The sequence below is a fragment of the Terrabacter sp. Root85 genome (assembly GCF_001429185.1).
Classification (GTDB): Bacteria; Actinomycetota; Actinomycetes; order Actinomycetales; family Dermatophilaceae; genus Terrabacter.
Genome location: NZ_LMIW01000008.1, coordinates 85,552 through 106,509 on the forward strand (window position 1 = coordinate 85,552; position 20,958 = coordinate 106,509).

Below are 20,958 nucleotides of genomic sequence, written 5' to 3' on the forward strand. Positions count from 1 at the left end.
GCCCCGACATGGCCGACGACGAGGTGGTCGCCCTCTACGACGAGGCCGGTCACGTGTCGGGATCGTCGCCGCGGTCGGTCATGCGCGCGCGCAACCTGCGTCACGCGGCCTCGTCGATCGTCGTGCGCGACCCGCTCGGTCGCATCTACCTCCACCGTCGCACGACGACGAAGGACGTCTACCCGGGTCTGCTCGACGTCGCGGCCGGTGGGGTCGTCCTGGCGGGGGAGGATCCGGCTGTGGGCGCGGTACGCGAGGTCGACGAGGAGCTCGGTGTCGCCGGGGTCCCGCTCGAGCCCCTCGGCGTGGCGGACTACGCCGACGAGCACACGCGCTACCGGGCCTTCCGCTTCGTCGTGACGTGGGACGGCCCGATCCGGTGGCAGCCCGAGGAGGTGTCATGGGGCGAGTGGGTGACGGTCGAGGAGCTCGTGCGCCGGTTCGACGACGAGGTCGACAGCATCGTGCCGGACAGCGTGGCCGTGTGGTCGTCCCTCGTGCGCGGATGGCATGCCGACCGGGTCCCGCTCCGCCAGGGCTGGGACAGCGTGGCGACGCTCGTGGAACAGCGCTGGGTCGACCGCACCGCGCGCCGGCCCGACGTCGAGACGGCGCTGCTCGCCGAGGCGGTCCTGCTCCCGGCGATCGCGGACGGGCTTCCGGTGGAGGTGCCCCGCCCGGTCGTGCTCGACCGTGCGCCGCTGCGGCTGCGGCACGCCCTCGTGGTGGGCGAGGCCGTCGATCCGGCACGCCTGAGCTCGGCGGACGGCGAGGTCTTCGCGGCCTTCCTCGAGGTGCTGCACGCCACCCCGCTTCCCCTCGCGGCCGATGCGGGGTGCCCGTCGGCAGCGGACGACCACGTCGAACGAACCGTCCGGGTGGAGCGGCTCGGGCACGTCGTGCTGCCCCTCCTGCCGCCCGAGCACCGCTCGACCGCGGAGGCGCTGCTCGAACGGGTGGCGACCGTCGGTGAGCAGGCCCTCTGCCACGGGGACCTCGTGAGCGAGCACGTCCTCGCGCGAGACGGGCGGCTGTCCGGGGTCATCGACTGGGGCGACGCCCGGGTCACCGACCCCGCTGTCGACCTCGCCTGGGCGCTCAACGCGACATCGGTCGCCTTCGCCGACGCTGTGGCGTCCGGCGTGGACGACGACACGAGGGCCAGGGCCCGGGCCTGGTGGGCGCTCGCGCCGTGGTTCGACGCCCACCGCGACGTCGCGTACCCCGAGACGGTGGACGTTGACCCGTCCGGTGCGCTCGCACACGACCTCGAGGTCGTGGTCTCCCGTCTGCTCCGGTGGCGCGGCGCCTGACGGGCGTGGTGCCATGACTTCATCTCTTGTCACGACCGAACGATCGTGCTTTTATTGATGTCATGGGCAAAGGTGAGAGCACGAGGACCGCGATCCTCGACGAGGCCACCGAGCTCGCGTCGCTCGTCGGGCTCGGTGGGCTGACCATCGGCACGCTGGCCGCGGCGACGAAGCTGAGCAAGAGCGGGCTCTACGCCCACTTCGCCTCCAAGGAGGCGTTGCAGGTCGAGGTGCTCCAGCACGCCCGCGAGCGGTTCACCGACGTCGTCATGCGTCCGACCGTGGCCACACCCCGTGGCGAGCCGCGCGTGCGCGAGTTCTTCGACCGCTGGATCACCTGGCAGTCCACCGCCTTCGACGGCGGCTGCATCTTCGTCGACGCAGCAAGCGAGTTCGACGACCAGGAGGGCCCGGTCCGCGACGAGCTGGTGCGCGCCGAGCGCGACAAGCTCGAGTCCCTCACCCTCATCGTCGGCACCGCGATGAGCGAGGGGCACTTCCGCGACGACGTCGACGCCGAGCAGTTCGCCTACGAGCTCGAGGGCATCGTTCTCGCGCACCACCATGCGCGTCGGTTGATGCGCGACGGTCGTGCCGAGGAGCGGGCGCGCCGGGCCTTCGACCGCCTCGTCGACGACTGCCGGCCCGTCGCCCGCTCGGCCTGACCACCACGCATCCGGTCCTGCACGGACCACCCGTCCCGATCACCATCCAGAAGGAGCAGTCATGGCCCTCCAGTCGCCACAGAAAAGCACGAACGATCGGTCTATTAAGTCCGCCACCACTCACATGGCGTTCCGGATCTTCGAAGCGCTCGCACCTCGCGTGGGAGCGCGGGTCGCCGAACGGCTCTGGTTCCGACTGCCCCCGGCCCGACCCTCGATCGCCACGCCCTTGGGTGCGACGCCGATCCGGGAGCTGCTCGGCTCGGCCTTCGAGGTCGAGCTCCGCGGCCGCTCCGTGCGGGGCTGGGTCTGGGGTGAGGGACCGGTCATCTACCTCGTGCACGGCTGGGGCGGGTCCCTCGAGCAGCTGACCCCGCTCGTCGCGCCCCTGCTCGACCGGGGCCTGCAGGTCGTCGCCTTCGACGGGCTCGGTCACGGCCGCTCGGACCCGGGGGTCCACGGCTCCGGCTCCTCCGATGCGGTCGAGCTCGGTCGCTCCCTCGACGCCGTCGCCGCGCGCTTCGGGCCTGCGCGGGCCGTCGTCGCACACTCGATGGGCGCCCTGTCCGCACTGCTGGCGATCCGCGACGGCTGGGTGGCAGTGGAGCGGCTCGTCCTCATCGCCCCGCCGAGCGGCATACCCGACCTGCTCGTCCGCCTTCGGAGCGAGCTGGGGCTGGGCGCGCGGACGACGCGCCGGCTCGTCGAGCGGGTCCGCCTCCGCACCGGCTACGCGCCCGACGAGCTCGACCTCGTGACGATCGCGACCTCGCTCGAGCGGCCCGAGCGGCCCGACCTGCTCGTCGTCCACGACCTGCTCGACCGAGAGGTGTCGCACGCGCCCTCGGCGCGCCTCGTGCAGTCCTGGCCGGGGGCCGAGCTGCTCTCGACCGCCGGGCTCGGGCATCGTCGGGTGCTCGCGGACGCCGCGGTCGGGGGAGCCGTCGCCCGCTTCGTCGACCGCCTCCCGGTGGAGGCCAGCCTGCACGGCGACGACCGTCCCCAGCCGTGGCCGGACGCGGTCGCCGACGGCCGATCGGCAACCGGCCGGCAGGCCCGCGCCGGAGCGGCCTGACCGTCCCACGTGCTGGTCCGGGGGAGTCGCGCTTGCGTCATCCCTTGTTACCTTGCGCGGATGGACTTCACCGCTGACGAGTACGCCCGCCGCGATGCCGACCGCCTCCGCGAGATCCTCGCCGGACCACCCGTGACGTGGGTCTTCCTCGGCGACAGCATCACGCAGGGGGTCGTGCACACGCACGGCCGCCGCGGCTACGTCGAGCACTTCGCCGAGCGCGTCCGCGGTGAGCTCGGTCGTCGTGGGGACGCCGTCATCAACTCCGGCGTGTCGGGGGCCACGACCGAAGACCTCCTTCCCGAGTTCCACTGGCGGGCAGGACGATTCGCGCCCGACGTCGTCTTCGTGATGTTCGGGACCAACGACATCCTGGCGGGGGAGGACGGCGTGCGCGGCTTCCGCTACCGCCTCGACCAGATCGTCCAGCGCTCCCGCGACGTCGGAGCCACGGTCGTGCTCCAGACGCCCCCGCCGGTGCTCGAGGACGGCGGCCGCGGGCCCCGCCTCATCGCGCTCTACGCCGAGGCGGTGCGCGAGGTCGCACGCGACCTCGGGGTGCTCGTCGTCGACCATGCCGCCGCGTGGGAGGCGGCCGCGGCCGACGCGGGCCGGGAGGTGGCGCCCGACGGCTGGCTCGACGACACGTTCCACCCCGGCGCGCGAGGGCACCACCAGCTCACCCTCACCCTCCTGTCGGCCATCGACGTCGCCGACCCCACGAGCGTGGTCTGCTCGCTCGTCGTCGACGACGCCGTGGGCGCCACCGCCTGAGGGCGCCTGCCCACCCCGCCTCCGACCCCACTCCGACCCCGACCGCACCGCGCCTCCACCCCGAGGGTGGGCGGCGTCGGTCAGGGGCGGCTCAGGGTCGGGTCAGGGCGCTCCCCGGCAGCGCCACGGCCCCGAGTGGCGCGACGATGGGGTCATGACACAACCGATCCCGAACCCGTCCGGCCAGTCCCTGACCCCGACGAGCGACGAGCGCACGTGGGCCGTCCTCGGCCACCTCGCCGCCATCGTCGCCGCCGTCATCTCCGTCGGCTGGCTCAGCTTCGTCGGCCCGCTGCTCATCTGGGCCGTCTACAAGGACCGCAGCGCCTTCGTCCGCAAGGCCGCTGCCGACTCCTTCAACTTCAACCTCGCCGTCTGGGCGGCGATCATCGCCGGCTGGGTCATGCTCTTCACCGTGATCCTCATCCCGGTCGCCATCATCGTGTGGATCGTCGCCGTCGTGGCCGCGCTGTGGTTCCACATCAGGGCGGCGATGGCCGCGAGCCGCGGAGAGAGCTTCCGCTACCCGTGGAGCATCCCCGTCCTGCACTGAGCGCCCCGGCAGGGCTGACGGGCACCGTGGCCGGCATGGAACGATGGGGTGGCTCCGCCCACGAGGCGGGCCACCCCACTCGCCTGCACCGGGCGAGACCCCGTGCCAACCGCAGGAGAACTTGATGGACGCCGTGACCCACGTGCCCGCACCGGCCAACGAGCCGGTGCTCGACTACGCGCCGGGCTCGCCCGAGCGAGCCGCGCTCGAGGTCGCCCTCGCCGAGCTGGGGTCGACCCAGACCGAGCTGCCCCACACGATCAACGGCGAGCGGGTCACCGGCACCGGTCGCAAGATCGCCGTCCGCCAGCCGCACGCCCACCGCAAGGTCCTCGGCACGCTGCGCAACGCCACCGTCAAGGAGGGCCAGGCCGCCGTCGACGCCGCCAAGGCCGCCGCCCCGATGTGGCGCGAGCTGTCCTTCGACGACCGCGCCGCCATCCTGCTCAAGGCCGCCGAGCTGCTCTCCGGCCCCTGGCGCGCCCGCCTCAACGCGGCGACGATGCTCGGACAGAGCAAGACGGCCTACCAGGCCGAGATCGACGCCGCGTGCGAGCTCATCGACTTCTGGCGCATCAACGTCCACTTCGCCCGCCAGATCCTCGAGCAGCAGCCGCCGCTCAACGCCAAGGGCATCTGGAACCGCTCCGACTACCGCTCGCTCGAGGGCTTCGTCTACGCGGTCACGCCGTTCAACTTCACCGCGATCGCGGGCAACCTGCCGACCGCCCCGGCCCTCATGGGCAACACCGTCGTGTGGAAGCCGAGCCCGACCCAGCAGCTCGCGGCGCAGCTGACGATGGAGCTGCTCGAGGAGGCCGGCATGCCTCCGGGCGTCATCAACATGGTGACGGGCGACGGCATCAACGTCAGCAAGGCAGCCCTGCGCGACGAGGACCTCGCCGGCATCCACTTCACCGGCTCGACCCCGACGTTCAAGCACCTGTGGCACGAGGTCGGGACCAACCTCGACCGCTACCGCACCTACCCGCGCCTCGTCGGCGAGACCGGCGGCAAGGACTTCATCCTCGCCCACCCGAGTGCCGACCCGGCCGTCCTGCGCACCGCCATGATCCGGGGCGCCTTCGAGTTCCAGGGCCAGAAGTGCTCGGCCGCCTCGCGCGCCTACGTCCCCGCCTCGGTGTGGAAGCAGATCAAGGGCGACCTCGTCGACATCACCAACGGCCTGACCCAGGGCGACGTCACCGACCTGTCCAACTTCATGGGTGCCGTCATCGACGACCGCGCGTTCGCCAAGCACCAGGACGCGATCGACCGGGCTCACGCGACCACGGGCATCGACGTCGTGGCCGGCGGCACCTACGACGACTCCGTCGGCTACTTCGTGCGCCCGACGGTGCTCGAGATCAAGGACGCCGCCGACGAGTCCTTCCGCACCGAGTACTTCGGCCCGATCCTGTCGGTGCACGTCTACCCCGACGCGCAGTACGACACCGTGCTCGACCAGATGGAGCGCTTCGCGCCGTTCGGGCTCACCGGCTCGATCATCGCCCAGGACCGTCGCGTCATCGCCGACGCCACGAAGCGCCTGCGCTTCGCCGCCGGCAACTTCTACGTCAACGACAAGCCGACCGGCGCCGTCGTCGGCCAGCAGCCGTTCGGCGGGGGCCGCGCGTCGGGCACCAACGACAAGGCGGGCGCCGCGCAGAACCTGCTGCGCTGGACGAGCGTGCGTTCGATCAAGGAGACGTTCGTCCCGCCGACGAACCACACCTACCCGCACATGGGCTGACCCGCCCCCGAGCACGTATGCCGCTGGGCCCGTCTCCGTCAGGAGGCGGGCCCAGCGTCGTGCAGGGGTGTCAGGCGCGCTCGGACAGCCAGGCGTTGCCGGTTCGCTGCTCGCTGCGGATCGCATCGATGACGGCAGGGGCGGCGGCCTTCTCGACCTTGCCCCCGAAGAGCGGGATCGAGGCCTTGAGGTCGCCGTCGATGCTGATCTGCGTGCCGCCACCGGCCGGGGCGAGCCGGACGCTCGACCGCATCGCGACGGGAGCCCCGGCCACCTCGACCGTGAGGGTGCCGGTGCGGGTGCCGTCACCGGCGGCCCCACCCCACTCGTAGGTCTCCGTCACCGAGAGGGTCGGTCCGACGATCGACTTCGCGAAGTCGGGGAGGTCGTCGGCGGGCAGGTCGCGCTTCGTCACGACGCGGGCGCCGTCACCCGCCGGGCTGACCGCGGCCTCGTGCCGTTGGGCGTGGGCCTCGACGCACTTGCGCTCCTGGAAGGCCACGTCGGTGACCATGGCGTAGACGGTCTCGGGCGGGGCGGCATACGTGATCGTCTCGGAGATCTTCATGGCCGACACGCTATTGCACCGTCCACCGCACCCCGAGGACGTATGCCGCGCGGCCGGGTCACGCGCCCGGCGCCGAGGTGACGCTCAGGCGCCCGACCGGGCGCGGTCGGACAGGGCCGCGAGTGTCGTGCCGGACGTCTCGAGCTCGCGGCGGAGCCGGGCCAGCTCGCGCGAACGGACCGCCGTCACGCGGTTGAGCAGCTCCTGGAGCCGATCGCGCTCGGCCAGGCGCTCGCCCGGCTCGACCCGGCTCGGGCCGGAGCGCTCGACGACGAGCCGGCCGTCGATGGTCAGGTCGCAGCGCGTCAGGGCCGGCTCGAGCGCGCGGACGCGGGCTGCCGACTCGACGGCGGTCGTGGTCCAGGACTGGAGGAGGCCGCCGACCCGGTCGAGCTCGGTGGCGGCGCGGGTCACGAGGTCGCGCTCGTGGCCCGTGGGGTCGGGCCTCCCGGTGCGCCCGACCCGCCGCGCGGCCGCGTCGAGGTCGACGACGAGGTCGGCGAGCTGGTGGGCCTGCGTGCGCAGGGCGCCGCCGAGCGCCGACGTCGAGCCGGGGTCGCCGGGGGAGAGGCTCATCGGGCGTCACCCGCCTGCGTGGCCGGACGGCTGTCTCGCGGCACCTGCTCGTCGACGCCGGCGGGTGCCCGCCCGGGGGCGGCGCCGAGGTCGAGCAGCCGCTCCTCGAGTGCCTCCGAGAGGGCCCGGAGGGTGTCGGCCGCCTGCTCGACCCAGGTGTCGAGCGCGCGCTGCGTCGGCAGGTCGCCGAGGTCGGGAAGGTGCGTCAGCAGGTCGTCGGAGAGCGTCCGCGTCGTCGACCGGCCGGCGGCGAGGGCTCGCAGCGTCGCAGGGTCCGCAGCGCCCGCCACCCGGCTCCCCTCGGTCATGGCACCACTCTAGGGACTGGGCGTCCGGCTGCCCCGGAGTTCTCCACCGCCTGTCCCGTCCATCACTCGTGTCACAGTCGCGGAGCGTCCGGCGGGGGTGGTTCGGGCGTGGACGCCGACGGGGATAGGCTCACATGGTGAGATGGGCGGCACAACGACGTGCCGCCGTACGGGCCACACGGTGAGGAATCCGACGACCGCATGTCAGCGTCACTCGAACAGACTCGAATCGACGTCATGAAGGCCGCTGCCGCGGCAGTGGCGCCTCCCCCTCGACGGGGTCGCGGCCGATCCGGCGGCACCGCGTCCCGCGAGCTCGAGGAGTTCCTCCTCGCCTACTACCGCCTCGTCGCGACCGAGGACCTGCTCGCGCGCCCGGCGCGCGAGCTCGCGACCATCGCCACCGAGCACCGCGCCTTCGCCCAGGATCGCCCGGTCGGCACGTTCAACGTGCGCGCCTTCAACCCGACCGCCGACGACGAGGGCTGGTCCACGGGCCACTCGGTGGTGCAGATCGTCGTCGACGACATGCCGTTCCTCGTCGACTCCGTCGTGGCCGCGCTCGGCGGCTTCGACCGCGGCGTCCACCTCATCGTGCACCCGCAGATGACCGTCTCGCGCACCATCACCGGTGAGCTCAAGTCGGTCATCACCGACGGCTCGACGACCGTGCAGTCCACCTCCCTCGGTCTCGTGCGCGAGTCGTGGATGCACCTCGAGATCGACCGCCTGCCGGCCGACGCCCTGCCCGACGTCGAGGCCCGGCTGCGGCACGTCCTCGAGAACGTCCGCGACTCCGTCGAGGACTGGCCCAAGATGCGCGCGCACGCGCTGACCATCGCGAGCGAGCTCCGCTCGGCGACGCCACCCGGCACCGACCCGCACCAGGCGCGCGAGACGAGCCGTTTCCTCGAGTGGCTCGCACACAACAACTTCACCTTCCTCGGCTACCGCGAGTACTCCCTCTCGCACGAGAACGGCAAGGACGTCTCGCGCCAGGTGCCCGGCACCGGTCTCGGGCTGCTCCGCTACGACCGGCCGTCTGCCGGAAAGGGACTCGTGCTCACGCCGGCTGCCAGCCGAGCCGCTCGCGACTCCACCATCCTCATCATCACCAAGGCCAACTCGCGCGCGACGGTCCACCGCGACGTCTACCTCGACTACATCTCGGTCAAGCGCTTCGACGCCCGCGGCGAGTGCGTCGGCGAGCAGCGCTTCCTCGGCCTCTACGCCTCGGCCGCCTACAACGACACGATCCACGACATCCCGCTCCTCGACGTACGGGCGCAGGAGGTGCTGCGCCTCACCGGGCTCAGCGCCGACAGCCACTCCGGCAAGGACATCCTCCAGATCCTCGAGACCTACCCGCGCGACGAGCTCTTCCAGACGAGCCCCGCACAGCTGGCCGAGATCGCGACGAGCGTCCTGCACCTGCAGGAGCGCCGCAAGACCAAGCTCTTCCTGCGTCGCGACGAGTTCGGCCGTTTCGTCTCGTGCCTCGTCTACCTCCCGCGCGACCGCTACAACACCACGGTCCGACTGCGCATCGAGGCGATCCTGCTCGAGGCCTTCGGCGGCGAGAACATCGACAACACGACGCGGGTCAGCGAGTCGACGCTCGCGCGCCTCCACTTCGTCGTGCGCATGCCGGCGGGCACCGACATCCCCGACATCGACGAGGCGGAGCTCGAGAAGCGCGTCATCGACGCGACCCGCACCTGGGACGAGGACCTCTCCGAGGCGCTCGGCCAGGCCCGCGGTCTCGAGGGCGCGGCCCGCACGATGGCGGCGTACGCCAAGGCCCTGCCCGAGGCGTACAAGGAGGACTTCGACGTCGAGACGGCGGTCGAGGACCTCGACCGCATCGACGCGCTCGGCGACGGTGACCGCACGACCGGCCTGCACCTCTACGACGACCCCGCGTCGGACGACCCCCGCGAGCGGCGCTTCAAGCTCTACCGCCGCGCCGACCTGTCGCTGACGCAGGTGCTGCCGCTCTTCACGCACCTCGGCGTCGAGGTGACCGACGAGCGCCCCTACGAGGTGCCCGGACCCGACGGCCGCACGCTGCACATCTTCGACTTCGGCCTGTGCGCCGACGCCCGCACGTGGGGGTCCGGCGACGCAGCCCTCTCGGCCGACGTCCGCGAGCGCTTCGAGGAGGCCTTCCGGGCCGTCTGGGACGGCCGTGCCGAGTCCGACGGCTTCAACGCCCTCGTGCTCGCCGCGGGTCTCACCTGGCGGCAGGTCGTCATCCTGCGCACCGTGGCGAAGTACCTCCGCCAAACGGGCTCGACCTTCTCGCAGGACTACGTCGAGTCGGCGCTCGCCGCCAACACCGGCATCGCCCGCAGCCTCGTCGAGCTCTTCGAGGCGCGCTTCGACCCCGACGCCTTCCCCGAGACCGAGGCCGGCCACGACAAGCGGGCGTCGCGGCAGAAGCAGGTCGTCACGCGCATCAAGGAGGCACTCGACGACGTCGCGAGCCTCGACCACGACCGCATCGTGCGTGCCCTGCTCGGAGTCATCCAGGCGAGCCTGCGCACGAACTTCTACCAGCCCGACGAGAACGGACGCGACAAGTCGTACGTCTCGCTCAAGCTCAACCCGAAGAAGGTCCCCGACCTCCCGGCCCCGCGGCCGATGTTCGAGATCTGGGTCTACAGCCCCCGGGTCGAGGGCGTGCACCTGCGCTTCGGCAAGGTCGCCCGCGGCGGTCTGCGCTGGTCCGACCGCCGCGAGGACTTCCGCACCGAGGTCCTCGGGCTCGTCAAGGCGCAGATGGTCAAGAACGCCGTCATCGTGCCGACCGGCAGCAAGGGTGGCTTCTACGCCAAGCAGCTGCCCGACCCCGCCGTCGACCGCGCCGCGTGGATGGACGAGGGCATCGCGTCCTACAAGCTCTTCATCTCCGGGCTGCTCGACCTCACCGACAACCTCGTCTCGGGTGCCGCCGTGCCGCCGCGCCGTGTCGTGCGCCACGACGAGGACGACACCTACCTCGTCGTCGCCGCCGACAAGGGCACCGCGAAGTTCTCCGACATCGCGAACGGCATCTCCGCCGACTACGGCTTCTGGCTCGACGACGCCTTCGCGTCCGGCGGCTCCGCCGGCTATGACCACAAGGGCATGGGCATCACGGCGCGCGGCGCATGGGAGTCGGTCAAGCGCCACTTCCGCGAGCTCGGCGTCGACACCCAGACCCAGGAGTTCACCGTCGTCGGCGTCGGCGACATGAGCGGCGACGTCTTCGGCAACGGGATGCTCCTCTCTGAGCACATCCGCCTGCTCGCGGCCTTCGACCACCGGCACATCTTCGTCGACCCCGACCCGGACGCCGCGACCTCGTATGCCGAGCGCCGGCGGATGTTCGACCTGCCCGGGTCGTCGTGGGCCGACTACGACGAGAAGCTCATCAGCAAGGGCGGCGGCATCTTCCCGCGATCGGCCAAGTCGGTGCCGGTGAGCGCGCAGATGGTCGCGGCCCTGGGGCTGCGCTCGGGCACGAAGTCGATGACGCCTGCTGACCTCATGAAGGCGATCCTCCTCGCGCCGGTCGACCTGCTGTGGAACGGCGGCATCGGCACCTACGTCAAGGCGGTGGCCGAGACGAACTCCGAGATCGGCGACCGGGCCAACGACGCCATCCGCGTCAACGGCAGCGACCTGCGCTGCAAGGTCGTCGGCGAGGGCGGCAACCTCGGGGCGAGCCAGCTCGGCCGCATCGAGGCCGCGCTGGCGGGTGTCCGGATCAACACGGACGCCATCGACAACAGTGCCGGCGTCGACACCTCCGACCACGAGGTCAACATCAAGATCCTTCTCACCGAGCTGACCCGCTCCGGCGAGCTGACGACGAAGCGTCGCAACACGCTCCTCGCCTCGATGACCGACGAGGTCGCCGAGCAGGTGCTGCGCGACAACTACGAGCAGAACGTCCTGCTCGGCAACGCCCGCGCGCAGCAGCACGCGATGCTCGGCGTGCACGAGCGCCTCATCCAGTTCCTCGAGGCGAACGGCGACCTCGACCGCTCGCTCGAGTTCCTCCCGAGCGACGCCGAGATCGCGCGCCGCCAGAAGGACGGACTGGGCCTCGCGTCGCCGGAGTTCTCGGTGCTCGTCGCCTATGCGAAGCTCTACCTCAAGAACCAGCTCATCACGACGGCCCTGCCCGACGACCCGTGGTTCGAGTCGACGCTCGCCGAGTACTTCCCGAAGCCGTTGCGCGGCAACTACGCCGACGAGATCGCCGCCCACCCGCTGCGCCGCGAGATCATCACCAACGCGGTGGCGAACTCGATGGTCAACCGCGGCGGCATCACCTTCGCCTACCGGGCGGGGGAGGAGACCGGCGCCACGCCCGAGCAGGTAGCGCGTGCCTACGTCGTCTGCCGCGAGGTGTTCGACCTCGCCGGGTTCGTCCGGGGCGTCGAGGCCACCGACAACGTCGTGAGCACGGGGGCGCAGACGGCGCTCTACCTCGAGTTCCGTCGCCTCATCGACCGCTCGGTGCGCTGGTTCCTCACCTCACGCCCGGCGACGCTCGACATCGCGGCCGAGGTGGCGCGCTTCCGCCCCGGCATCGAGGCCTTCTCCGGCCGCATCGCCGAGCTGCTCCAGGGCAGCGAGCGCACCCGCCTGCAGCGACGGGCCCGCGAGCTCGAGGGCAAGGGCGTGCCGGAGGATCTCGCGCTCGCCGCGGCGTCCCTGCTCGACCTCTACTCGCTGCTCGACTGCATCGAGATCGCCGAGGACACCGGCGAGAAGCTCGACGACGTCGTCGGGGTCTACTTCCTGACCTCCGAGACGTTCTCGATCGACGCGATGCTGACGCGGGTCACGATGCTGCCGCGCGACGACCGCTGGGACGCCATGGCCCGCGGCGCGCTGCGCGACGACCTCTACGCGGTCCTCGAGAGCCTGACCCGGTCGGTGCTCGAGGTGAGCAACCCGCGTCACGACGCCGCGGGCCGCCTCGCCGAGTGGTCCGAGCTCAATGCCGACGCGCTCGGTCGGGCCCGGGCGGCCCTCGGCGGGATCGAGCGGATGAGCCACGCCGGCATCGCCGCGCTCTCGGTCGCCCTGCGCACCCTGCGCACCGTGACCAAGCCGGCGTCGTCCGGCCAGCCCGCGCCCATCCAGGCCGAGGCGCCGTCGGGTCCCGCCCCGACGAAGAAGGCGTCTGTCAGGAAGGCGCCGGCGAAGAAGGCGTCCGCCGCGAAGAAGGCGGCTCCGAAGAAGGCGGCCAGCGCGGCCCCGAAGACCGAGGCCAAGCAGCCCGCCACCAAGACGGCGGCCGTGAAGAAGGCCCCGGCCACGAAGACCGCGACCAAGCAGGCGGCCCGTGCCGCTGCGGCCCGAGTGGCCGCCGAGTCCCGTAGCTGACCGACCACCTCGTCGAGTGAGCGCCTGACCACACACGAGTGAGCGCGCCGTCCCACCTGCCACGAGGCAGGAGGGACGGCGCGCTCACTCGAGTGGGACGGGGCGCTCACTCAAGTGGGGTGGGTGAGGCCACCGAACGCGTGGGCCCCGTGGCTCACTAGGCTCGGGACGTGGCAACCCTGAGCGAGCTCCTGCGCGGCCGGACGAACCTGCCCGACCACGACGTCGAGTGGCTGCAGGTCGGTGACTGGCAGCTCGTCGCCGACCTCTCGTTCGCCGATCTCGTGCTCTGGGTCCGGTCGACGAGCGAGTGGTGGGAGGCCGTGGCCCACGTGCGTCCCACCACGGGCCAGCTCGTCTTCGTCGACGACCAGGTGGGCCGCATCGCCGACCCCGGCCGCACCCGTGACCTGCTCGACGAGGCCGCGGCCGAGCAGCGCATCCTGCGCGTGCGCCAGGTCGTCGTCCCGCACGAGCACGGAGCCGACCAGTCGGTGCGCGAGGAGTACATCCCCGTCGTCCGTGGTGGCCACGTCGTCGCCGTCCTGACCCGCCACACGAACCTCTGGACGACGCGCACCCCGAGCCGCCTCGAGCTGACCTACCTCGCCACGGCCGACGCCCTGTGCCGGATGGTCACCGGGGGAGAGTTCCCGCACAGCGGCGCCCCGACGGGCCTGCGACGCGGCGCACCCCGGGTCGGTGACGGCGTCATCCGACTCGACGTCGACGGCATCGTCACCTACGCGAGCCCGAATGCCGTCTCCGCCCTGCACCGGCTCGGGCACCTCGGCGAGGTGGTCGGGGCGAGCCTCGCCCAGATCGTCACCGACAACGTCCGCGAGTCCTACCCCGTCGACGAGGGGCTGCCGCTCGTCGTCACTGGGCGTCAGCCCTGGCGCACCGAGGTCGTCGCAGGCGGCACGACCGTCTCGATGCGGGCGATCCCGCTCACCGAGGCCGGGCAGCGGTTCGGAGCCATCGTGCTCATGCGCGACGTCGGCGAGCTGCGCCGCCGCGAGCGCGAGCTCATGACCAAGGACGCGACGATCCGCGAGATCCACCACCGCGTCAAGAACAACCTCCAGTCCGTGGCCGCGCTGCTCCGCCTCCAGTCGCGCCGGCTCCCCGACGGCGAGGCCAAGATCGCGCTCGCCGAGGCCGAGCGCCGGGTCGGCACCATCGCCATGGTGCACGACCAGCTGAGCCAGGGCTTCGACGAGACGGTCGAGTTCGACACCATCGCCCAGCGCGGGCTCAACGCCGTCGTCGAGGTCTCGGCGAACGGTGCGCCGGTCCACACCGTCACGGAGGGCTCCTTCGGGCGCCTGCGCGCCGAGGACGCGACGTCGCTCGCGATGATCATGAGCGAGCTCGTCCAGAACGCCATCGAGCACGGCCTCGGCGACGCCGGGGGAGAGGTGCGCATCTTCATCGACCGTCAGGCCGACGAGCGTGGCCAGCAGATGGTCGTCGTCTCGGTCGAGGACGACGGCAAGGGCATCGACCCGGCCCGCCGGCCCGGCTCGGGTCTCGGGACCCAGATCGTCCAGTCGCTCGTCAGCGACCTCCAGGGCCGCATCTCATGGGAGGCCGTCGTGCCGCACGGCACCCGGGCCCGGTTCACCGCGACCCTGCGCCCCATCACCTGAGGGGCACGGGCGCCCCGGTCGGCACCGGACCGCATACGCGGGCAGCCAAAAGCCCGGCGACCGGGGAGGGTCACCGGGCTCGACGACGATGGTCGTGCGGGGCTCAGCCGGCGCGGCGAGCCCGCGCGTTGCGGCGCTTCAGGGCGCGGCGCTCGTCCTCGGAGAGGCCGCCCCAGACGCCGGCATCCTGGCCGGTCTCGAGGGCCCACTTGAGGCAGGTGTCCATGACCGGACAGGTCCGGCACACAGCCTTCGCCTCCTCGATCTGCAGGATGGCCGGGCCGGTGTTCCCGATGGGGAAGAACAGCTCCGGATCGGCCTCCAGGCAGGCAGCGCGGTCGCGCCAATCCATGTGGATCGTGCTCCTTCATGTATCTCGGTTCGCACCGACGCCGGGTGTCGGTCGCGGTGCATGTGCTCGGGGCGCCAGCGTCGTTGTCGGAGCCAAGTCATGGTGTCGTCGTGCGGGGGGATGACCCCCTGACCAACGGAAACGCGCACGAAGTTGTTCCGTACGCGTTGAGGGCCATGATCCAGTGTGACCAGCAACCATGTCCGTGTTCAACGCCTTGGGCGCGGATCACACCAAGGATTGAGTCTATCGGCAGACGGCTCCCAGTTCCAGACCTCCGGCCCGTCCGTGGGGATCGGGAGCCGCCCGGACGGTCCGGACCAGCCGGATCGCTAGGCTGGCGAGGTGACCGAATCGACCTCTCCGAGCCGCGAGGTGCGTGGATCCCACCGCGCCGCAGGGCTGCTCACGCTCCTGGAGGCCCTCGCCGTCCTCGGCTTCGCCGGCTTCTACGTCTACGAGATGGTGACGGGCGCCACAGACGACGTCACGCGGGCGGCGACCTCCGGGGCCCTCATCCTCGTCTTCGGGCTGGGGCTGCTCGCGCTGGCCCGGGGCTGGAACCGCGCCGCCGACTGGCCACGCACCCCCACCGTGCTCTGGAACGCCCTCCTGCTGCCGGTCGCGTGGTCGCTGCACGAGTCGGACCGCACCCCCGTGGCCCTGGCCGTCGGGCTCGTCGCGGCGGCGAGCATCGTGGCGGCCGTGTCGGCTCCGGGGCGCCGGGCCGACGGCAGCCCGGACGGCGAGCGCGACACGGACGTCGTCAGCTGAGCGAGAGCCAGTCGTTCCAGCCGTTGTGGAGCACGAGCCAGGCGATGAGGCCGTACCCGGCCTGTCCGGGGTGGGCGCGGTCGGGGCTGGCCGCGAGGTCGGCCATCCACTGGTCGTGCGTCGCGAGGGGGCGGTAGCAGTCGACGTAGGTGATGCCGCGGCGTGAGCACACGTCGGCCTGGGCCTCGGCGAGCGCCTCGATCTTGCGGTTCATCTCGTCGTCGAGCGTCGGCGTCAAGCCGACGACGAAGACACCGATCCCGGCGTTGGTCGCCTCGTCGAGGACGTTGGCGAGGTTGAGCCGCGAGCGGGCCATCGTCATGCCCGACAGGACGTCGTTGGCGCCCACGTTGAGCACGAGACGTCGCTCGGCGCGTCCCTTCCAGCGCGGGTGGCACTCGGCGCCCCAGCGGGTGACGACGTCGCCCGAGGTGTTGCCGCGGACCCCGAGGTTGTAGGCCGTCAGGTCGAGGTCCGGGTGCTGCGTGCGGGCCACGACGCGTCCGACCCAGCCCAGGCCCTTGGGGTCGCCGTAGCCGGCCGTCATCGAGGCGCCGACGAAGACCATGCCGACGTCGCGGATGCCCTCGGCGACGGTGAACTCGGCGCTCGGGGCGTAGTAGGGGTCCTCCGTCGGGGCCACGTCCGCCGGGGCCTGCGGGGACACCGCAGGTGCGGCAGGCGCGGTGGGGACGGCGGGCTCGGGGGTCGCCGCGGGAGCCGACGCGGCGGCATACCGCCCCGGGGCGTCGGTCGTGAACTGGGTGTGGGACGAGGGGTAGGCGGGGCCCACGCCGTAGGGCTCCCTCGGTGCCTCGCCGTGCGTCTGGGCCCTGTCGCTGCGGTCGCTCACTGCTCAGTCCTCGTCGTCGTCCAGCCGGGCGAGCCATGTCGCGAGTCGCTCGACCGGCACCTCGAACTCGGGGTTGAGGTCGACGAACGTGCGCAGCTGCTCGGCGAGCCACTCGATGGTGACCTCGTCCTCGCCGCGGCGCGCCGCCAGCTCCTCGATGCCCCTGTCGGTGAAGTACACGTGGGGAGGTTATCGCGTGCCGGGGTGGGGCAGGCGGAGGCGGGCCGAGGACCGGGCACATCGCCTGCGTGCCGACGGGAGACGACCGCCTGCGTATGCCGTCACGCCGGGGACGCAGCGAGGGACCCCGCCGTCGTGGCGGGGCCCCTCGGGTGCTCGGTGTGCCCGTGCGGGCGGGTGCGGGCTCAGCGCCCGAATGCGCGCTCCATGAGCTCGGCCTGCTCGGCCGCGTGCTTCTTCGACGAGCCGGTGGCCGGGGAGGCCGCGGCCTTGCGGGCCACGACGCGCCACGGACGGGTCTCGCCGAGGTCGCAGAGGTCCTCGTGCAGCCACTGGGCCATGAGCGGCCAGGCACCCTGGTTGCGCGGCTCGTCCTGCACCCACACGAGCTCGGCGCCGGGGTACTTCGAGGCGGCGTCGATCATCTCCTTCTCGGGGATGGGGTAGAGCTGCTCGACGCGGATGACGGCCGTCGAGGTGTCGCCGCGCTTCTCGCGCTCGGCATCGAGCTCGTGGACGATCTTGCCGCTGGCGAAGAGCACCCGCGTGACGTCCTGGGTGACGCCCTCGTGGTCGGCCAGGACCGGCTGGAAACCGCCTTGCGTGAAGGCCTCGACAGAGCTGGCCGCCGCCTTGCTGCGCAGCATCGACTTCGGGGTGAAGACGACGAGCGGCGTGCGCGGACGGGCGTAGGCCTGCCGGCGCAGCAGGTGGAAGTAGCTCGCCGCCGTCGACGGGTAGGCGACCGTCATGTTGTTCTCGGCGCAGAGCTGCAGGTAGCGCTCGATGCGCGCCGAGCTGTGGTCGGGACCCTGCCCCTCGTAGCCGTGCGGCAGGAGCAGCACGACCGAGCTGCGCTGGCCCCACTTCTGCTCGGAGCTGGAGATGAACTCGTCGACGATCGTCTGCGCGCCGTTGCCGAAGTCGCCGAACTGCGCCTCCCACAGCACGAGAGCGTCGGGACGCTCGACGGAGTAGCCGTACTCGAAGCCCATCGCGGCGTACTCGGACAGCAGCGAGTCGTAGACCCAGAAGCGGGCCTGCCCCTCGCCGAGGTAGAGCAGCGGCGTCCACTCCTCCGCGTTGTTCTTGTCGATGAGCACCGCATGGCGCTGCACGAACGTGCCGCGGCGGCTGTCCTGACCGGCGAGCCGGATCGGGGTGCCCTCCTTGAGGAGCGTGCCGAAGGCGAGCAGCTCGGCCATCGGCCAGTCGATGCCGCCCTCGTGGACCATCTGGGCACGCTTGTCCATGAGCTGCTTGAGCTTCGGGTGGATCGTGAAGCCCTCGGGCGGGCTCGCGAAGGTCTCTCCGATGTGGACGAGCTCGCTCGCCTCGACCCCGGTCTCGGTCGCGGAGCGCACCGGGGCCTCGTCGTCCTGGACCTGCGCCGTGGGGCGCTCGAGGCCGGCGTTGTCGGGGGCGTCGGAGTCGCGGTCGTTCGGCTGGGGCGGCGTGGCGGCCTGGGCCTTCTTCGCCTCACGGGTCTCGACGAAGACGCGCTCGAGCTGCTGCTGGTAGTCGCGCAGCGCGGCCTCGGCGTCCTCGACGCTGATGTCGCCGCGACCGATGAGCGACTCGGTGTAGAGCTTGCGGACCGAGCGCTTGGCCTCGATGAGGTTGTACATGAGCGGCTGGGTCATCGACGGGTCGTCGCCCTCGTTGTGACCGCGTCGGCGGTAGCACACCATGTCGATGACGACGTCCTTGTTGAACTCCTGGCGGAACTCGTAGGCCAGCTCCGCCACGCGCACGCAGGCCTCGGGGTCGTCGCCGTTCACGTGGAAGATCGGCGCCTGGATCATGCGGGCGACGTCGGTCGAGTAGACCGACGAGCGCGAGCTGCTCGGCGAGGTCGTGAACCCGACCTGGTTGTTGATGACGACGTGGATCGTGCCGCCCGTGCGGTAGCCGCGCAGCTGCGAGAGGTTGAGCGTCTCGGCCACGACGCCCTGCCCGGCGAACGCCGCGTCGCCGTGCATGAGCACGGGCAGGACGGTGAAGGACTCGCCCGCGAGGTTGAGCCGGTCCTGCTTGGCCCGGACGATGCCCTCGAGCACCGGGTTGACGGCCTCGAGGTGGCTCGGGTTGGCGGCGAGGTAGACCTTGGTCTTGCTGCCGTCCTCGGAGACGAACTCGCCCTCGGTGCCGAGGTGGTACTTCACGTCGCCCGAGCCCTGGACCGACTTGGGGTCCTGGGTGCCCTCGAACTCGCGGAAGATCTGGCCGTAGGACTTGCCGGCGATGTTGGCCAGCACGTTGAGGCGGCCACGGTGCGGCATGCCGATGCAGACCTCGTCGAGGTTCTCGCTCGCGGCGCGGCACAGGATGCGGTCGAGGAGCGCGATGACGGACTCGCCGCCCTCGAGCGAGAAGCGCTTCTGCCCGACGAACTTCGTCTGGAGGAAGGTCTCGAAGGCCTCGGCGGCGTTGAGCCGGCGCATGATCCGCATCTGCTCGTCGCGGTTGGCCTTCTCGTAGGGTCGCTCGACCTTGTTCTGGATCCACTTGCGCTGCTCGGGGTCCTGGATGTGCATGTACTCGATGCCGACGGTGCGGCAGTACGAGTCACGCAGGATGCCGAGGATCTTGCGCAGCTTGAGGAACGGGTAGCCGCCGAAGCCGCCCGTCGCGAAGGTGCGGTCGAGGTCCCACAGGCTCAGGCCGTGCGTCGTGACGTCGAGGTCGTGGTGGCGGCGCTGTTTGTACTCGAGCGGGTCGGTGTCGGCCATGAGGTGGCCGCGCACGCGGTAGGCGTGGATGAGCTCCTGGACGCGGGCGACCTTGTTGATGTCGTCGTCGTGCGAGGAGTCGACGTCCTGGATCCAGCGGATCGGCTCGTAGGGGATGCGCAGCGACTCGAAGATCTCGTCGTAGAAGCGGTTGTCGCCGAGGAGCAGCTGGTGCATGATCCGCAGGTAGTCGCCGGACTGGGCGCCCTGGATGATCCGGTGGTCGTACGTCGAGGTCAGCGTGAGGATCTTGCTCACGGCGTTGCGGTTGAGCGTCTCGGTGCTCGCGCCCTGCCACTCGGCGGGGTAGTCGAGGGCGCCGACGCCGATGATGGCGCCCTGGCCCTTCATGAGGCGCGGGACCGAGTGCACGGTGCCGATGCCGCCCGGGTTGGTGAGCGAGATCGTCGTGCCCTGGAAGTCCTCGACGGTCAGCTTGTTGGCGCGGGCCTTGCGGACGACGTCCTCGTAGGCGGTCCAGAAGTGGACGAAGTCCATCTCCTCGGCCGACTTGATCGAGGGCACGACGAGCGTGCGGCTGCCGTCGTCCTTCTGGAGGTCGATGGCCAGGCCGAAGTTGACGTGGGCCGGCACGACGAGGGCGGGCTTGCCGTCCTTCTCGGTGAAGCCGTTGTTCATCTCGGGCATGAGCGCCAGGGCCTTGACCATGGCGTAGCCGATCAGGTGCGTGAAGCTCACCTTGCCGCCGCGCGAGCGGGCCAGGTGGTTGTTGATGACGACCCGGTTGTCGATGAGCAGCTTGGCCGGGACGGCGCGCACGCTCGTCGCGGTCGGGACGGTGAGCGAGACCTCCATGTTGGCCACGACGCGGGAGGACGCGCCGCGCAGCGGGGTGACCCGGTCGTCGTTCACCGGGCCGGTGCCCTTGACCGCGGGGATGTCGCGCGGCTTGGGGGCCTCGGCGGCGGACTCGTCCTTGGGTGCCGCCTTGGGCTCGGTCTTGGGCTCGGTCTTGGGCTCGGTCTTCGACTCGGTCTTCGGCTCCGCCTTGGCCGCCGGTGCGGCGGGGGTCCTGGCCGGTGGCGCGGGCGCCACCTTCGGCCGGGTCGTCGCGGCCGGCGCCGGGGCGGGGCTCTGCGCCGGGGCCGTCGAGGTCTTCGCGGGGGCACCGTTGGACGACCCGTTGGTGGACCCGGTGGCCGAGCCGTTGGCCGGCGTGCTCGTCTGCGGCTTGGTCGCGGTCGCCGTGCGGCCCGGGGCCGCGCTCGCGTCGGCCTCACCCGGCCGGTAGTCCTCGAAGAACCCCCACCAGGCCTTGTCGACCGACGTCTTGTCGGTCAGGAACTGCTGGTAGAGCTCGTCGACGAGCCATTCGTTCGGCCCGAATGCTGCAATCGGGTCACCGGACGTGGACTGATCGGACACGGCGAATGCGCCTCTTTCGTTTGGCTCGGGTGCGTCGTTGCCTATACAGGGGTCAAGCC

At 71.5% G+C, this 20,958-nt stretch carries 16 protein-coding genes; 9 read left to right on the plus strand and 7 right to left on the minus strand.

Annotated features, from left to right (window positions below; genetic code table 11):
* Positions 1-8: 8 nt before the first annotated feature.
* The 6 genes from ASE25_RS23035 to pruA all read left to right on the plus strand — a co-directional run bounded on the left by ASE25_RS23035 (position 9) and on the right by pruA (position 6,133).
* Entirely contained in the window at positions 9-1,313 is a 1,305-nt protein-coding gene (locus ASE25_RS23035; protein WP_162260593.1) for a phosphotransferase, read from the plus strand.
* Between the two features lie 62 nt (positions 1,314-1,375).
* Positions 1,376-1,978 (plus strand): TetR/AcrR family transcriptional regulator, encoded by a 603-nt coding sequence (locus tag ASE25_RS06975; RefSeq protein WP_056770581.1) that lies wholly within the window; start codon positions 1,376-1,378, stop codon positions 1,976-1,978.
* A 124-nt stretch (positions 1,979-2,102) separates the two neighbouring features.
* Positions 2,103-3,053: an alpha/beta hydrolase gene (locus ASE25_RS06980; RefSeq protein WP_056824258.1), complete on the plus strand. Its 951-nt coding sequence runs from the start codon at positions 2,103-2,105 to the stop codon at positions 3,051-3,053.
* Between the two features lie 60 nt (positions 3,054-3,113).
* Positions 3,114-3,827, plus strand: coding sequence for an SGNH/GDSL hydrolase family protein (locus ASE25_RS06985; RefSeq protein ID WP_056824260.1), 714 nt, complete (start codon positions 3,114-3,116; stop codon positions 3,825-3,827).
* Positions 3,828-3,981: 154 nt separating this feature from the next.
* The gene (locus tag ASE25_RS06990) at positions 3,982-4,380 is read left to right on the plus strand and encodes a DUF4870 domain-containing protein (RefSeq protein ID WP_056770575.1); all 399 of its coding nucleotides are present in this window, start codon (positions 3,982-3,984) and stop codon (positions 4,378-4,380) included.
* A 124-nt stretch (positions 4,381-4,504) separates the two neighbouring features.
* On the plus strand, positions 4,505-6,133 hold the full coding sequence (gene pruA / locus ASE25_RS06995) for an L-glutamate gamma-semialdehyde dehydrogenase (protein ID WP_056770572.1): 1,629 nt from the start codon (positions 4,505-4,507) through the stop codon (positions 6,131-6,133).
* Positions 6,134-6,203: 70 nt separating this feature from the next.
* Here the strand turns inward: pruA and ASE25_RS07000 are convergent, their stop codons facing one another.
* The 3 genes from ASE25_RS07000 to ASE25_RS07010 form a co-directional block, all read right to left on the minus strand.
* A complete protein-coding gene (locus ASE25_RS07000; RefSeq protein ID WP_056770568.1) occupies positions 6,204-6,701 on the minus strand; it encodes a DUF2505 domain-containing protein in 498 nt (165 codons plus the stop codon).
* 84 nt (positions 6,702-6,785) lie between these two features.
* Positions 6,786-7,277, minus strand: a complete 492-nt coding sequence (locus ASE25_RS07005) for a hypothetical protein (protein ID WP_056824263.1) — start codon at positions 7,275-7,277, stop codon at positions 6,786-6,788.
* Positions 7,274-7,585, minus strand: coding sequence for a hypothetical protein (locus ASE25_RS07010; RefSeq protein WP_056770564.1), 312 nt, complete (start codon positions 7,583-7,585; stop codon positions 7,274-7,276). The genes ASE25_RS07005 and ASE25_RS07010 overlap by 4 nt, the downstream gene beginning before the upstream one ends.
* Before the next feature lie 237 nt (positions 7,586-7,822).
* Here ASE25_RS07010 and ASE25_RS07015 point away from each other — a divergent pair, with 237 nt between their 5' ends.
* Together ASE25_RS07015 and ASE25_RS07020 are read left to right on the plus strand one after the other, a co-directional pair.
* Positions 7,823-12,970 carry an NAD-glutamate dehydrogenase gene (locus ASE25_RS07015; protein WP_056824265.1) on the plus strand — a complete coding sequence of 1,716 codons (5,148 nt, stop codon included), beginning with the start codon at positions 7,823-7,825 and terminating at the stop codon, positions 12,968-12,970.
* Positions 12,971-13,140: 170 nt separating this feature from the next.
* Complete coding sequence (locus ASE25_RS07020) at positions 13,141-14,622, plus strand: sensor histidine kinase (RefSeq protein ID WP_056824268.1); 1,482 nt, start codon at positions 13,141-13,143, stop codon at positions 14,620-14,622.
* A 103-nt stretch (positions 14,623-14,725) separates the two neighbouring features.
* Here ASE25_RS07020 and ASE25_RS07025 read toward each other — a convergent pair whose 3' ends face one another.
* Positions 14,726-14,974 (minus strand): WhiB family transcriptional regulator, encoded by a 249-nt coding sequence (locus ASE25_RS07025; protein ID WP_020142976.1) that lies wholly within the window; start codon positions 14,972-14,974, stop codon positions 14,726-14,728.
* 345 nt (positions 14,975-15,319) lie between these two features.
* Here ASE25_RS07025 and ASE25_RS07030 point away from each other — a divergent pair, with 345 nt between their 5' ends.
* Positions 15,320-15,748, plus strand: coding sequence for a hypothetical protein (locus tag ASE25_RS07030; protein ID WP_235508585.1), 429 nt, complete (start codon positions 15,320-15,322; stop codon positions 15,746-15,748).
* On the opposite strand, the gene ASE25_RS07035 is transcribed toward ASE25_RS07030, so the two are convergent.
* From ASE25_RS07035 to ASE25_RS07040, 3 genes are all read right to left on the minus strand, one after another.
* The gene (locus ASE25_RS07035) at positions 15,741-16,601 is read right to left on the minus strand and encodes a GDSL-type esterase/lipase family protein (protein WP_082619338.1); all 861 of its coding nucleotides are present in this window, start codon (positions 16,599-16,601) and stop codon (positions 15,741-15,743) included. The genes ASE25_RS07030 and ASE25_RS07035 overlap by 8 nt on opposite strands.
* Positions 16,602-16,604: 3 nt before the next feature.
* On the minus strand, positions 16,605-16,781 hold the full coding sequence (locus ASE25_RS23165) for a DUF6104 family protein (protein WP_020142973.1): 177 nt from the start codon (positions 16,779-16,781) through the stop codon (positions 16,605-16,607).
* Between the two features lie 185 nt (positions 16,782-16,966).
* Positions 16,967-20,899 carry a multifunctional oxoglutarate decarboxylase/oxoglutarate dehydrogenase thiamine pyrophosphate-binding subunit/dihydrolipoyllysine-residue succinyltransferase subunit gene (locus ASE25_RS07040; RefSeq protein ID WP_056824271.1) on the minus strand — a complete coding sequence of 1,311 codons (3,933 nt, stop codon included), beginning with the start codon at positions 20,897-20,899 and terminating at the stop codon, positions 16,967-16,969.
* Positions 20,900-20,958 lie beyond the last annotated feature (59 nt).

What these genes read in the sequence shown, in the direction of transcription:
- ASE25_RS07010 (WP_056770564.1), bottom strand. Translation starts at nt 7,585, where the DNA reads ATGACCGAGGGGAGCCGGGTGGCGGGCGCTGCGGACCCTGCGACGCTG.
- ASE25_RS06985 (WP_056824260.1), top strand. Translation starts at nt 3,114, where the DNA reads ATGGACTTCACCGCTGACGAGTACGCCCGCCGCGATGCCGACCGCCTC.
- ASE25_RS07015 (WP_056824265.1), top strand. Translation starts at nt 7,823, where the DNA reads ATGAAGGCCGCTGCCGCGGCAGTGGCGCCTCCCCCTCGACGGGGTCGC.
- ASE25_RS23035 (WP_162260593.1), top strand. Translation starts at nt 9, where the DNA reads ATGGCCGACGACGAGGTGGTCGCCCTCTACGACGAGGCCGGTCACGTG.
- ASE25_RS07000 (WP_056770568.1), bottom strand. Translation starts at nt 6,701, where the DNA reads ATGAAGATCTCCGAGACGATCACGTATGCCGCCCCGCCCGAGACCGTC.
- pruA (WP_056770572.1), top strand. Translation starts at nt 4,505, where the DNA reads ATGGACGCCGTGACCCACGTGCCCGCACCGGCCAACGAGCCGGTGCTC.
- ASE25_RS07005 (WP_056824263.1), bottom strand. Translation starts at nt 7,277, where the DNA reads ATGAGCCTCTCCCCCGGCGACCCCGGCTCGACGTCGGCGCTCGGCGGC.
- ASE25_RS06990 (WP_056770575.1), top strand. Translation starts at nt 3,982, where the DNA reads ATGACACAACCGATCCCGAACCCGTCCGGCCAGTCCCTGACCCCGACG.
- ASE25_RS07025 (WP_020142976.1), bottom strand. Translation starts at nt 14,974, where the DNA reads ATGGATTGGCGCGACCGCGCTGCCTGCCTGGAGGCCGATCCGGAGCTG.
- ASE25_RS06980 (WP_056824258.1), top strand. Translation starts at nt 2,103, where the DNA reads ATGGCGTTCCGGATCTTCGAAGCGCTCGCACCTCGCGTGGGAGCGCGG.
- ASE25_RS06975 (WP_056770581.1), top strand. Translation starts at nt 1,376, where the DNA reads ATGGGCAAAGGTGAGAGCACGAGGACCGCGATCCTCGACGAGGCCACC.